Annotated in this window: 11 protein-coding genes and 1 pseudogene; 1 reads left to right on the forward strand and 11 read right to left on the reverse strand. The window is 43.2% G+C overall.

Annotated features, from left to right (window positions below; translation table 11 throughout):
• Positions 1 to 103: 103 nt before the first annotated feature.
• The 3 genes from F9817_RS17645 to F9817_RS17655 form a co-directional block, all read right to left on the reverse strand.
• Positions 104 to 649 carry a glutathione peroxidase gene (locus F9817_RS17645; protein ID WP_161157482.1) on the reverse strand — a complete coding sequence of 182 codons (546 nt, stop codon included), beginning with the start codon at positions 647 to 649 and terminating at the stop codon, positions 104 to 106.
• A 184-nt stretch (positions 650 to 833) separates the two neighbouring features.
• Entirely contained in the window at positions 834 to 1,601 is a 768-nt protein-coding gene (locus F9817_RS17650; RefSeq protein ID WP_161157483.1) for an ABC transporter ATP-binding protein, read from the reverse strand.
• Complete coding sequence (locus F9817_RS17655) at positions 1,601 to 2,653, reverse strand: FecCD family ABC transporter permease (RefSeq protein WP_161157484.1); 1,053 nt, start codon at positions 2,651 to 2,653, stop codon at positions 1,601 to 1,603. The genes F9817_RS17650 and F9817_RS17655 overlap by 1 nt, the downstream gene beginning before the upstream one ends.
• A gap of 182 nt (positions 2,654 to 2,835) precedes the next feature.
• Here F9817_RS17655 and F9817_RS17660 point away from each other — a divergent pair, with 182 nt between their 5' ends.
• Positions 2,836 to 3,945: an ABC transporter substrate-binding protein gene (locus F9817_RS17660; RefSeq protein WP_161157485.1), complete on the forward strand. Its 1,110-nt coding sequence runs from the start codon at positions 2,836 to 2,838 to the stop codon at positions 3,943 to 3,945.
• A 79-nt stretch (positions 3,946 to 4,024) separates the two neighbouring features.
• Here F9817_RS17660 and F9817_RS17665 read toward each other — a convergent pair whose 3' ends face one another.
• From F9817_RS17665 to F9817_RS17700, 8 genes and pseudogenes are all read right to left on the reverse strand, one after another.
• The gene (locus F9817_RS17665) at positions 4,025 to 4,804 is read right to left on the reverse strand and encodes a dimethyl sulfoxide reductase anchor subunit family protein (RefSeq protein ID WP_161157486.1); all 780 of its coding nucleotides are present in this window, start codon (positions 4,802 to 4,804) and stop codon (positions 4,025 to 4,027) included.
• Positions 4,797 to 5,425, reverse strand: a pseudogene (locus F9817_RS17670) (DMSO/selenate family reductase complex B subunit). Before F9817_RS17670 ends, F9817_RS17665 begins: the two are co-directional and overlap by 8 nt.
• Positions 5,426 to 5,428: 3 nt before the next feature.
• Positions 5,429 to 7,849, reverse strand: coding sequence for a DMSO/selenate family reductase complex A subunit (locus F9817_RS17675; RefSeq protein ID WP_161157488.1), 2,421 nt, complete (start codon positions 7,847 to 7,849; stop codon positions 5,429 to 5,431).
• 582 nt (positions 7,850 to 8,431) lie between these two features.
• Positions 8,432 to 8,899: a 4Fe-4S binding protein gene (locus tag F9817_RS17680; RefSeq protein WP_161157493.1), complete on the reverse strand. Its 468-nt coding sequence runs from the start codon at positions 8,897 to 8,899 to the stop codon at positions 8,432 to 8,434.
• Between the two features lie 14 nt (positions 8,900 to 8,913).
• Positions 8,914 to 9,504 carry a molecular chaperone TorD family protein gene (locus F9817_RS17685; protein WP_161157489.1) on the reverse strand — a complete coding sequence of 197 codons (591 nt, stop codon included), beginning with the start codon at positions 9,502 to 9,504 and terminating at the stop codon, positions 8,914 to 8,916.
• A 43-nt stretch (positions 9,505 to 9,547) separates the two neighbouring features.
• Entirely contained in the window at positions 9,548 to 10,327 is a 780-nt protein-coding gene (locus tag F9817_RS17690; RefSeq protein ID WP_161157490.1) for a dimethyl sulfoxide reductase anchor subunit family protein, read from the reverse strand.
• Positions 10,320 to 10,949 carry a DMSO/selenate family reductase complex B subunit gene (locus F9817_RS17695; protein WP_161157491.1) on the reverse strand — a complete coding sequence of 210 codons (630 nt, stop codon included), beginning with the start codon at positions 10,947 to 10,949 and terminating at the stop codon, positions 10,320 to 10,322. The genes F9817_RS17690 and F9817_RS17695 overlap by 8 nt, the downstream gene beginning before the upstream one ends.
• 4 nt (positions 10,950 to 10,953) lie before the next feature.
• Entirely contained in the window at positions 10,954 to 13,371 is a 2,418-nt protein-coding gene (locus tag F9817_RS17700; RefSeq protein ID WP_161157492.1) for a DMSO/selenate family reductase complex A subunit, read from the reverse strand.
• Positions 13,372 to 13,670 lie beyond the last annotated feature (299 nt).

The following is a 13,670-nucleotide window of genomic DNA, read 5'->3' on the forward strand; positions in this document are numbered from 1 at the left end:
TCAAGTAAACCATTTCTGTTTCTTAAAAGCTGAGAAATTGAACAAAAAAATCCGAAGCCAACAGCCTGACTTCGGATGATAATTTTTACAGCGCCGGGGGAGATTATTTAGCTAATGCTTCATCCAATGCTTTAGTTAAAATTGGGTGATCAGGCGTCATATCTGGTGCAAAGTGACCAATCACTTCACCGTCTTTGCTCACTAGGAATTTTTCAAAGTTCCACAGTACATTGCCGTCTTTCACTTCAAAACCATAACCTTTCAGCTTTTCAACAAAACCGCTATCTGGAGCTGTAGTACGTTCTGGAATCGCAGAGAAAAGTGCTTGGTATAAAGGATGACGACCTTCACCATTCACTTCTACTTTACTGAACATTGGGAATGTCACACCAAAACGAGCAGTACAGAACGATTGAATTTCTGCTTCTTCACCTGGTTCTTGCGCACCAAACTGGTTACAAGGGAAACCTAGAATTTCCAAGCCTTCTTCTTTGCGAGCTTTATAAAGATTTTCTAACGCTTCGTATTGTGGTGTTAGGCCACATTCAGACGCGGTATTCACAATCAATAGTGCTTTGCCTTTGTAATCAGACAATTTTTGATGTTTACCTTCGATAGTGACAACGTCGATATCGTAAATGCTACTCATTAGATGTTCCTTATTATTCGTTATGGGATTCCGTGTTGACCAATTTGGCCAACGCAATGACAATACAATAGCGCACAATTATATTGTGTACAATCAATTAGTTTCAGTTTTGTGTAAAAACTATCCGTACAGCACAAGTATCACCGCTGTACGAATAAACGACATCATTGATTAATGAGAAAGATTAGGCGTAACGGAAGGTTCTGACAAAAGGAATACCATCAAGGTCATAGGAGACCTGAGCGGGCACACCATACACCTGCTCTATCAACTCAGCAGAGAGCACGTCGGTAGGCTTCCCTTGTGCCACGACCTTACCCTCTTTCAAGACAATCAAATTATCCGCATATTGAGCGGCTAAATTGAGATCATGTAATACCATTAAAGCCGTCCAGCGATGTTGTTCAGTCTGTTCGATCAAATGGCCAAGCATCACTTGTTGAAAATGAAGATCCAAGGCACTGACAGGTTCATCTAACATCAAAACTTGCGGACTACGCAGTATCGCTTGTGCAAACAACACCATTTGGCACTGTCCACCACTTAACGTGCGAATATCTCGGTCAGAGAGATGAGCAAGGCCGATTTGATCCAGTACCTCAATCGCTTCGCGCAGCATCTCTTCATCAACACGCCAACTCAATTTGTCTAGCTTACCCAGCAACACCACTTCGATAACAGTCAGGTTCGCATCAAGGCGAATATCTTGTGGCATGTAACCAATACGTTCGCGCCATTGAGTTAACTGTTTATAGTCAAGCGGCTCACCATCAAATGAAATCTTGCCCTCTTTCGGTTTGATGTCGCCAAACAACGTTTTGAGTAGCGTACTTTTCCCTGTTCCATTCGGGCCAATAATCACGTTCACTTCGCCCTGCTTGAGGGACAAGTTCATTTGATCGGCCAGTAATAGTTGATCAAGTTGTACGGTTAAATTATCAATAGTTAACATTAGCGCCTCCGAGCGATGATCAACCAGAAGAAAAACGGAACGCCGATAATAGCGGTTACAATACCGATAGGAAATAGCGCGCCCGGCACAATGACTTTTGATAAGACTGACGCACTTGATAATAAGAACGCACCAACAACAAAAGACAAAGGTAAGAAAAAGCGTTGATCTTCACCGACAATCATCCGAGCAATATTCGGCGCCACAATGCCGATAAAGCCAATGATACCGACAAAGCTCGTTACCGTTGCGGTCATCAACGCGACGATAAACAAGATTTTTAAGCGCAATTTCGATACATCAACCCCCAGACTTTTAGCTCGTTCTTCCCCCAAGCGTAATGCAGTTAATTTCCACGCATCTTTCATCATTGCAACAAAGCTCCCCCCTACCACCACTGTGATAATGGTCAGGTTCTGCCACGTTGCTTTAGACAAACTACCAAACAACCAAAATAGAATTTGCTGGCTCAATTCTGGAGATGAAATGAACTGCACCAAAGAGAGTAACGACTGAAACAAAAACAGCAGAGCAATCCCCGCTAATATCAACTGCCCTGAAGTGATATGGCGCATCATCGCTAACATAAACAAGAACGTTGCCGAAAGCATACAACAAACAAAGGCACCTATCGGTACAGCGTAGTCTGCACTCATCCCCAACGCACCTATATATAAGGTAAGCGCGGCACCGAAACCAGCAGCGGCAGCCATACCTAATGTATAAGGGCTTGCCATGGGGTTATTCAGTAATGTCTGCATTTCAGCGCCGCCTATACCTAAACTGCCTCCCACCACAATCGCCATAACAGCGATAGGAAGGCGTAAATTAGCCACAATAACTTGGGTTGTCGGGTCAACGCTGAGAGGAAAACCTACAAAGTTTAATAACGCATACGTGACACTAGTGACATCGAGCATCGAAGGGCCAGTCGCAATATCAAACAAAAATGAGCTAAGCAGTAACATGCCCAGCAGCATAATGATTCGCCACCGACGCTGTTCACTTTTTCTTTGTTGCACAATGGCGTTTTCTATAGCTGACGCTGTCATGATAGTCCTTAATTAAATCACTCTTCGCTACACTTCACAGCGTTTAACCACACTCTTCTACATCAGAAGACTCTGAATTATATAGAAACACTATGAATGATAATTTCATAAATTATAAGTTGCGCGATTATACAGTAATAAATATGATAATCATTATTATTAGCTACATAACATTAACTTAAATGAAAAATTTACTGATTTTCTGCACACTACTTTTTGCTATTCCGAGCTGGGCAGCCCCAGCGCAATCAAGCAATACCCAAACCATTACTGACGTTTTAGGGCGTTCAATTACTTTAGAATTACCTGCCAAACGCGTTGTTATTGGATTTTATGGTGAAGATTACATGGCGATCGGGGGTGAACAATCGTTCGACCATGTCATTGGTATGTCGAAAGAGATTTGGCAAAAATGGCGACCAAAAAACTGGGCACTGTATGTGAAACACCGCCCATCATTAGCGACACTGCCAGAAGTGGGTAAAGTGGACACACAAACCTTTTCTGTTGAAAAGGTCATCAGTTTAAAACCTGACGTGCTGCTATTAGCTGACTGGCAATATCAAGCACTAAAAAGTGAAATGCCTCGTTTTGAAGCGGCGGGAGTTCATGTTGTCGTCGTTGATTACAATGCACAAACACTCGAACGCCATATTAAAAGTACCCAAGTCATTGGAGAACTAACAGGCCAAGTTCATCGTGCAGAGGTCATCGCCGAACAGTATAAAGTAGATACACAATTAGTGTTTGATCGTTTAGCAAAAGCCAATCTACCCCAACCTAAAGTGTATGTAGAATACGGTTTCACTGGCCCACAAGAATACGGTTACACCTTCGGGGCAAACATGTGGGGACGTATGGCGATGTTAGCTGGCGGAGACAATATTGCTGCACCATTTATCAAATGGTGGGGACATCTAAATCCGGAGCAAGTTATCGCAGCCCGACCAGATGTTATTTTCTTGACCGGTACCGAATTTGGTAAAAACGAGCAATCAACGTTAATGGGTGAAGGCGTATCGAAGTCTGTTGCACAACAGCGTTTAGCCGGATTTGAACAACGCATGGGCTGGGCAAGCCTGCCAGCGGTTCAAAACCATCGTATTTACGGCATGTATCACTACGGCTCTCGCTCAATTATGGATGCGAGTATGCTGCAATTTATGGCTAAAGCGATGTATCCAAAACTGTTTGCAGATATTCATCCTGAACAGAAATATCGCGATTTTTACGCCAAATATTTACCAGTTACGCCAACCGGTACATTTATGGTGTCATTACAAGATAAGTAACGCCTTGATTAAGAAAGAATAAAATAAGCCAAGACGAGAGTCTTGGCTTCATTATTCTTAACTTGACGCGATATCAGCATTACATACCGATAGACCACAAATCGTAAAATGCGATGCGTCCCGCTAATTCAGCCACAATAAATACGACCCCACTACTTAAAGCCACAGGTACGATACGCTTCTTGTAACTGTAAACCGCCAAGACTAACGCCACAGCATAGAGTGCCAATTTTGCATCGAAGAATCCCATTCCTTGCATGAGCATCTCTGGTGATGAAGCACTTAAATGCGCCATATAACTCGGAATGATCAAAAATCCCAAAACAGCAGCGAATACGGTGATAACCATATTCAATCGGGTTGGTTGCCAAATCAGAGCCAATGCACCGCCAGAGGTAAATGCGGCCAAGATCATTTGGTAACTGGTGAAATGAGTGTCCCATTGAGGAATCGTTAATAGCGTGTACACGCGCGGTATTAGTACAATAAGTACTACTGCTGAGACTGCCGTAATCACACGTAATAGTAGCAGTAACCCTTTTAATTTCGGGCGTAAATACATCACGGCCAAACTGATAAACAGCAAACCACCATAAACGGCACAACTCACAATTTCGTTACTCATTGGTGAACGCCCAGTACCAAACAGGGCATTCATTGCTCTGAAGGGACGCCCTAAGTGTAATATCGCACTACCACCCGCCAACGCGACCAGAATCAGACAAGCGACACCCATTTTGAACAAAGCCTGATCAGTGGTTGCTTTACGATTAATAAGTTGATTAATCACACTTAAAATCAATAGCCCCGCAGATGCTTGAGCTAAAACGGTAAAGAAAACTAACGGTAACTCATGCATGTTTCACTTCCTTAGGGTTTGCAGTTCCCCCATTTGATGTTCATGGTTAGACACCGCTTTAGGGTGTGGTTTTATCACTAAGTTAGGGTGAGTGAATTCTGATGAAGGTAACGGTGCAATATCCGCCTCATGCCCATATTTAGCGCGCAATTCATCAATATCACCAAATTCAATTGCACGTTGTGGACAAGAATCAACACACACGGGGTTAAGCCCTTGTTCCAATCGGTCTAAGCAAAAATCGCACTTAGATATAACACCTTTTTCTTCATCAAACTGCGGCGCACCATAAGGACAGCGCATTTCACAATAACGGCAGCCAATACACACATCTTGGTTAACCAATACCACCCCGTTGTCGTCGCGTTTATGCATCGCACCTGTTGGACACCCTTCTACACAAGTAGGGTTGCTACAGTGGTTACAAGAGATCGAAGCGTAATAAGCAAAGGTATTGTTTTGCCATGCATTGCCCTGTTTTTCCCATGTGCCCCCACCGTATTCATAGACACGGCGATATTTACGCCCAACATCAATATTGTTTTTGTCTTTACAACTCACTTGGCACGTTTTACAGCCAGAGCAGCGAGAGGTATCAATATAAAAGCCTAATTGTTTCATCGTCTACGCCCTCTTTATCTCAACCAAGTTAGTGTGTTGTGGATTGCCTTTTGCTAATGGTGTGATGCGATGGCTGGTAATCGAGTTGATACAACCGCCAATATCAATGCCATTTTTCACTACCGACCATGCGCCTTCTGGCATAGCGGCAACGCCTGGCAATATACGATGAGTCACTTTAGCTTCGATCATTACAGTGCCGCGGTCATTAAACACTTTCACCATATCGTTATTGGCGATGCCACGTTCGCGAGCATCAATCGGGTTAATCCACACTTGGTTTGGTACGGCTTCTTTAAGTACACCAACACTGGCGTAGGTGGAGTGAGCATGGCCTTTCGTGTGGAAACCAGATAACTGCAAAGGATATTTCTTATTCAGTTTCTTATCCCAAGGCGTATCAGGCACAGTTAAAAACTCTGGAATAGCAGAAATACGGTCGCCTTTAGGTAGCGTCCAAGTATCTTGTAAGGTTTGTAGTGCGGCGGAATAAATTTCTACTTTGCCCGATGGCGTTGTCAGAGGATGCGCTTTGGGATCATCATAGAACTCTGCCATCACAGGCACTTCAGCCATAGGTGACAAGAATTGTTCGACCACGCCCGTACCTTTAACTTCACTAAAATCAGGTAAATGAGGGCGTTCTTTACGAACTTGCTCATAGTTGAGTTCCACCCATTGAGCTTGTGTTCGTCCTTCAGTGAAGGCTTTTTCTAGCCCTAGATGGCGAGCAATATCGACACAAACATCATAGGTGCTACGGCATTCCCATAACGGCGTAATGGTATTTTCCATCGAAATCATATACTGATGAGAACCCGTCGCGTAGGAATTACCTACCAAATCACTAGCTTCAAGATACGTGGTTTCTGGCAATAAAATATCCGCAAATTTCGCGGTCGCTGTCATGTGGTTATCGATAACAACAATGGTTTCACATAAGGTATCGTCTTCAAGAATTTTACGGGTACGATTCAGCTCCCCATGCTGGTTAGCCAATACGTTCCCCGCCTGATTAAATATCATTTTAATCCCAGAAGAGAGCTTTTCAGCACCTTGTAAGTGGTGTGTTTGCGGGGTAATGATCTCTGGATGGGCTATCGCGTCAGTCCAAGTATAAACCGGGATTTTGACTTGCACGGGATTAGTCCCAGTTGGTAAATATGGTACTTTGTAATTCACCCCTTCTGGCCAGTTACCGTTATTGGTGCCAAGACGCCCAAACTGGTTAGCAATGATGGGCAAAATTTGAATAGCCCGCGCCGTTTGCTCACCATTACCATGACGTTGCGGTCCCCAACCTTGACAGATATACGCTGCTTTAGCGGTCGCAATTTCTCGGGCAAGTTGCGTAATTCGAGTGGCCGGAATCCCAGTAATATCCGCTGCCCAATCCGCTGTTTTTTCGATGCCATCATCGCCAGTTCCCATCACATAATCTTTGTAGCTGGCATTTTGTTTAGCGGAACTAGGCAGTGAAGCGCGGCTAAACCCTACCGCATATTGATCAATTTGCTTTTCATCCAACAACTCTTCTTTGATCATGGTATGGACTAAACCTGCCACCAGAGCAGCATCTGAGGTTGGTCGAATTGGTAACCACTCAGCATGTTCAACCACAGCAGAATCGGTAAAGCGAGGATCAATAACAATCACTCGGGCGTGAGATTTTTCTAATGCCCGGCGCAGCTCTTCGACTTCACCACCACCCGACATTCGCGTTTCAGAAACATTTAAACCAAATAACACCACGAGGTCAGAATGGGCGACTTGAGAAAACATCGAACCTTCATATAAACCGTAAGTGTATGGTGTCGCAGTGGTAATTTGCGCAGTCGAGTAACTATTAAAGTATTGTAGGTATCCACCAGCGAGGTTAAGCAAACGCTGCCACGCAGGCCGGCCTTGCGTATGATAATAAGCACCTGTTGCGTATTGGTAAAAAATAGATTCGTTACCGTATTTTTCGCGGATACGCACGATTTCATCCGCAATATACTTAGTCGCTTCATCCCAAGAAATACGTTTAAATTTGCCTTCACCGCGCTTACCAACGCGTTTCATTGGGTATTTCAACCGGTCAGGGTTATAAACGCGAAATTTATTGGATCGTCCACGTAAACATGGACGAATCTGATGTTGACCAAACACATCTTCATTAGCGGGAATTTCCGGTTCTACTTGGGTAATGCGATCGTTCTCAACTCGCACACGCAAAGCACAGCGGCTACCACAGTTAACCAAACAGGCACTGTGCTTAAAGATGGATTCTTGATCCGCAGCCACTTCTTTCGCTAAAACGGATTTAGAAAAAGGCAGTGTCGTTAACGAAGATAACAGCGCAGCACCTGCGCCGACCTTGCCGCTGTACTCCAACAATTGACGTCGAGTGGTTTCGACATTTAGAAATGACAACTTACTCATGGAATGCTCCAGTTTATAATCCTGAATGCCGATCCATCGAAAAAATCAGGTATGGATGGCACTACCATCACACGCCTTATTAGTTATACCCTTGTATACCTAAGTACCCTTTCAAAAAACTAATAAAGCCATGCCTTTTATTCTTCATTAGTTGTTATATTTATTTGCGATGAATATTTTTCGAAGAATAAAAATCATCAATTAAGAAATTGATTTAATATAAGATTAAATCAATCATCACACTGACAAAATGATATGGATCATCGAATATAAAAACTGTTGAATAATACTATCCATAATAAAAACAAATGATTTAACCAGTAACTTATTGACAATAATATGAAACGATAAATCAAATAAAATTATAAAGTTATTATGATAAGTTGAATATTTCCGTGCTCTTTCATCTTAGTATCTTGTAACGCTATAAAAACAAAGATAATAAACTTTTAATTAATAACACTTATTGTTGGTATATATAAATTATATATCTAAATAATAACGGTTATTATTTACCAACCATGACGTGAATAAAAAAATAGCGACTGAATAAATCAAGTCGCTATTTCATTTAATGACTATTTAGTGAAGTGAAAGCGCATTAAAGTCGCAAGCAGGTATACATGCGCCACAACCATTGCATTGCTCGGAGTTAATCTCCGGCCTGTGACCAGATTCAATCGCAATGGCATCTTGTGAACACTGCTCTTTACAGCTTTGACAATAAGCCGCGAGTGACGCTGAACACGCAGAAGAAACCCGGACTTGCATTTGTGAGGTATCTAACGCATTAGATTTACAGGCCATAGAACATGCCAGACAAGAATCACAGTGTGCGGAAGAGGTTAAAACCGGAAAACCTTCAACCATAGCGATGGCATTGGTTGGGCAAGCTTGAATACAATCACCACATTGGTTGCAATCATGCAAAAAATGAACTTCTTCTTTGGCATGCGGCGGACGTCGATAAGAGATTTCCGGCACAGGTTGAGCCGGAACCTGAGTTAAACGACGGAATAATGCGCGGCGATTAGGATCAAACTTAGTCATAACCTATTCCTCTATTATTTGTAGAGTTGCACCTGTTTGGGAGTGAGCTCCATATGGTGTTCTAGGTGTTGCAGAAACAGCGTATTCAACTGAGCAAGGGTCGCATAAAACTCACTGGTTTGGTTACCGGCAAGCAGTTCAAGATAACGATATGCCCAAGTCAACAAGTGTTGTTCAAGCAAAATCACCACTGCCTCTTCTTGGCCGTCTTCTAATAACGCCGCCATCGCCCAAAGCATCAAACCGTATTGATCATTAGGCTCTACTTTACTCGTTAATTCAATCCCATAACGCGTAAGAAACAGATCAAAATCGCCAGTAGAGTCACCCATTACGATGTTTTCTTTGTCTTGATAGACTGAGCCCCATGGTGGCGCGACCATTTCTCCCTGACCTTCAAACAATACCGAATAAGCATACTCATCTAAATCAGCTTTCGTTGCTTCTAACTTTGCAATAAGTTGGGCAACATCATCGGTTGATTCCCAAGGGAAACAATCTTGAATAGCACTCAACTGCGACAAAATTGCTTGATTGGTTTCATGTTCAACAGGTAAATACATCAAGCTACCTAAAAGACGGGGTAATATCGCAATTTGATTCATAATACTTCCTTAAAAAGGCGAGCGTGGCTCGCCTTTTTCTTTGTTACATACCGATTGACCACAAATCGTAAAAGGCAATACGACCTGCAAGTTCAGCAAGGATAAACACGATACCGCTGCACGCAGCCATAGGCAGAACTTTTTTCTTGTAGCTCACCACTGCCATAACCAGAGCTAAACAGTACAATGCCATTTTAGCATCAAAGAATCCCATGCCCTTTTGTAGCATCGCCGGGGCTGTTGCACTGAGGTGCGCCATGTAACTTGGTGTCATTAAGAAGCTACCTATTGTAGCGATCACCATGATCAAAAAGTTAGTGCGCGTTGGTTGCCAAATCAGTGCTAATGCACCACCAGCAGTGAAAGCAGCCAATACCATTTGCAATGGCGTGAATACCGTATGCCATTGTGGAATAGTTTCAATGGTATACACTTTTGGAATCAAAATCAGTAACACAACAGCAGCAACGGCGGTCAGTAGACGCGCTGCAAGCTGTAATCCTTTCAATTGCGGACGTAAATACGTCACGGCAAGGCTGACAAACAGTAACCCACCATAAATCGCACATGAAATGATCTCATTACTCATTGGTGAGCGACCGGCACCAAACAAGGCATTCATTGCTCTGAAAGGTCGACCCAAGTGCAATATGGCGCTGCACCCAGCAATGCCAACAATCACTAGCGCGGCGATTCCCATTTTAAACAGTGTGGATTGGCTAGCATTTTTGCCACTAATCACTTGATGGATAACACTCAGAATTAATAGCCCTGCCGATGCCTGTGCTAAAACGGTAAAGAAGACTAACGGTAACTCATGCATGTTTTACTTCCTTAGGGTTTTGTAGCTCCCCTAACTGATGTTCTTTATTAGATACGGCTTTTGGATGCGGCTTAATAATCAAGTTCGGATGAGTCAAACTTGAAGATGGCAGAGGAGCAATATCACACTCATTACCATATTTGGCACGTAGCTCATCGATTGGGCCGAACTCAATCGCACGTTGCGGACAAGATTCCATACACACAGGATTCAAACCTTGTTGCAGACGATCTAAACAACCATCACATTTCGACATCACTTTTTTCTCTTCGTCGAATTGTGGCGCACCATATGGGCAGCGCATTTCACAGTAACGACAACCGATACAAACGTCTTGGTTGACCAATACAATGCCGTTATCTTCACGTTTGTGCATAGCACCCGTTGGGCAACCTTTTATACAAGCTGGCTCATCACAATGGTTACATGAGATGGATGCATAATAAGCAAAGGTATTGTTTTGCCATGCATTGCCCTGTTTTTCCCAAGTACCACCACCATATTCATAGACGCGGCGGAACTTACGACCAACATCAATATTATTTTTATCTTTACAACTCACCTGGCAGGTTTTACAGCCTGAACAGCGTGAAGTGTCTATGTAAAATCCTAATTGTTTCATTTACTTAAGCCTTCTCAATTTCTACCAGGTTAGTGTGTTGTGGGTTACCTTTTGCCAATGGAGTCAAACGATGGCTGGTGATTGCGTTAATACAAGAGCCAATATCGATACCATTTTTGTAAACCGACCAAGCGCCTTCAGGCATTGCAGTTACACCAGGTAAAATACGGTGAGTTACCTTCGCTTCGATTAACACCGTGCCGCGATCATTGAATACTTTGACCATGTCGTTATTAGCAATACCACGTTCACCCGCATCAATCGGGTTCATCCAAATTTGGTTCGGCACAGCCTCTTTCAACACACCCACACTGGCATAAGTTGAGTGGGCATGACCTTTGGTGTGGAAACCGGATAACTGCAAAGGATATTTTTTGTTCAGTTTCTTATCCCAAGGGGTATCTGGCACAGATAGGAATTCAGGGATTGGCGGAATACGGTCACCCTCTGGAAGAATCCAGTTATCCTGTAGCTCTTGCAACGCTTCAGAGTAAATCTCAATTTTGCCCGATGGCGTACCAAGTGGATTCACTTGTGGATTTGCATAAAACTCAGCATGCGCCGGACGTTTAGATAACGGTGATAAGTGTTGATCCAATACACCCGTGCCACGCACTTTGGCAAACGGTGGTAAGTGAGGACGTTCTTTGCGTACCTGTTCGTAATGATGTTCTACCCATTGCGCTTGAGTACGGCCTTGAGTAAATTCTTGTTCGATATCCAGTTTACGTGCAATGTCAGCACACACATCATAGGTGCTGCGACATTCCCACATTGGTGTGATGGTGTTTTCCATCGAAATCATATATTGGTGCGCACCCGCGTGAGAGTTACCCACCAAATCACTGGCTTCTAAGTAAGACGTTTCAGGAAGTAAGATGTCCGCAAATTTCGCAGTCGCCGTCATGTGGTTATCAATCACAATGATGGTTTCACACAGTGAATCGTCTTCCAATATTTTACGAGTACGGCTTAGTTGGCCATGTTGGTTAGCGAGCACGTTACCGGCTTGGTTAACGATCATTTTGATGCCAACGTTAAGCTTATCTGCGCCCTGCAAATCATGCGTTTTTGCTGTGATCGTTTCAGGGTGAGCAATCGCATCAGTCCAAGCGTAAACAGGAATCTTAATACCAACTTTATTTTCTTCTTTTGGTAAATAAGGCACTTTGTATTTTGGACCGTGTGGCCAGTTACCATTGTTGGTACCTAGGCGACCAAACTGGTTTGCGATAATGGTTAGGCTTTGAATCGCACGTACGGTTTGTTCACCATTACCATGACGTTGAGGGCCCCACCCTTGACAGATATACGCGGCTTTCGCGGTGGCGATTTCACGTGCTAACTGTTTGATTCTTGGAGCAGGAATCCCTGAAATATCCGATGCCCAATCCGCTGTTTTTTCGATGCCATCATCGCCATTACCCAACACATAATCTTTGTAGCTTGCGTTTGCTTTGGCAGAAGTTGGTAATGTGTCTTTAGTAAAACCAACCGCGTATTTATTGATGTGCTCTTCATCGATCAAATCTTCTTTGATCATGGTATGCACTAAACCGGCAACTAACGCAGCATCGGCAGTCGGACGAATAGGTAACCATTCTGCGTGGCCAACTACTGTCGAGTCTGTGTATCTAGGGTCGATCACAATGACACGAGCTTGAGATTTTTCTAATGCGCGGCGTAATTCTTCAACTTGGCCACCACCCGACATGCGAGTTTCAGACAGGTTCAATCCAAACAGGACAACAAGGTCAGAATCTTCAACTTGAGTGAAGTTTGCCCCTTCGTATTTACCAAACGTATAAGAGGTCGCTTTCGCAATTTGTGCAGTTGAATAGGTGTTGAAGTAATCTAAATAACCACCTGTGCATGTAAGAAGGCGCTGCCAAGCTGGGCGACCTTGGGTGTGGTAATACGCCCCAGTGCCGTATTGGTAAAAAATAGCATCGCTACCATATTTGCTGCGAATACGTGCAATTTCATCGGCAATAGTTTGCGTCGCTTCTTCCCAAGAGATGCGTTTAAATTTCCCCTCACCGCGTTTACCTACCCGTTTCATTGGGTATTTCAAACGGTCTGGGTTATACACACGGAATTTGTTTGAACGACCACGAAGGCAAGGGCGAATAGTATGTTCACCGAACACACTTTCATCTGTTGGCAGTTCTGGTTGCACCTGCACAATACGGTCGTTATCAACCGTAACACGCAACGCACAACGGCTACCGCAGTTTACAAGACATGCACTGTGTTTAAACGTTAGGTTACTTTGCGACTCAACCGATTTAGCGAGCGCTTTTTTCGAAAAAGGCAAAGTCGTTAGCGTAGAAAGCAATGCGGAACCCAATCCGATCTTTCCTGAATATTCAAGTAGCGAACGTCGTGTGGTTTCGACGTTTAAGAAGGACAACTTGCTCATGGAATGCTCCAGTAATTAACTCCAAAAACATAGTGAAATCAAAGAATCAACACTATGTATGAACAGATTGTGTTTTCTAACGACAAGTTATGACATTTTGTCTTATTTTGTTTTTGTTATGAAGAAATATGAACAATCCGTATACAGATAGACTACCGATGAATAATGATAGAAATTATGATTTAGATCATTCGCGTACGAATTAAGGGGTTATTTTTTATATTTAATTGAGTTGTTGATAATTAAAATCATTTCATTATAGATTTCATATAAATATTGATGCACATAAAATTTAACGT

It is taken from the genome of Vibrio eleionomae (assembly GCF_009874545.1).
GTDB classification, from domain to species: domain Bacteria; phylum Pseudomonadota; class Gammaproteobacteria; order Enterobacterales; family Vibrionaceae; genus Vibrio; species Vibrio nitrifigilis.

Excerpts from the sequence above, each read along its gene's own strand:
- F9817_RS17645 (WP_161157482.1), bottom strand. The coding sequence starts at position 649 with ATGAGTAGCATTTACGATATCGACGTTGTCACTATCGAAGGTAAACAT.
- F9817_RS17650 (WP_161157483.1), bottom strand. The coding sequence starts at position 1,601 with ATGTTAACTATTGATAATTTAACCGTACAACTTGATCAACTATTACTG.
- F9817_RS17655 (WP_161157484.1), bottom strand. The coding sequence starts at position 2,653 with ATGACAGCGTCAGCTATAGAAAACGCCATTGTGCAACAAAGAAAAAGT.
- F9817_RS17660 (WP_161157485.1), top strand. The coding sequence starts at position 2,836 with ATGAAAAATTTACTGATTTTCTGCACACTACTTTTTGCTATTCCGAGC.
- F9817_RS17665 (WP_161157486.1), bottom strand. The coding sequence starts at position 4,804 with ATGCATGAGTTACCGTTAGTTTTCTTTACCGTTTTAGCTCAAGCATCT.
- F9817_RS17675 (WP_161157488.1), bottom strand. The coding sequence starts at position 7,849 with ATGAGTAAGTTGTCATTTCTAAATGTCGAAACCACTCGACGTCAATTG.
- F9817_RS17680 (WP_161157493.1), bottom strand. The coding sequence starts at position 8,899 with ATGACTAAGTTTGATCCTAATCGCCGCGCATTATTCCGTCGTTTAACT.
- F9817_RS17685 (WP_161157489.1), bottom strand. The coding sequence starts at position 9,504 with ATGAATCAAATTGCGATATTACCCCGTCTTTTAGGTAGCTTGATGTAT.
- F9817_RS17690 (WP_161157490.1), bottom strand. The coding sequence starts at position 10,327 with ATGCATGAGTTACCGTTAGTCTTCTTTACCGTTTTAGCACAGGCATCG.
- F9817_RS17695 (WP_161157491.1), bottom strand. The coding sequence starts at position 10,949 with ATGAAACAATTAGGATTTTACATAGACACTTCACGCTGTTCAGGCTGT.
- F9817_RS17700 (WP_161157492.1), bottom strand. The coding sequence starts at position 13,371 with ATGAGCAAGTTGTCCTTCTTAAACGTCGAAACCACACGACGTTCGCTA.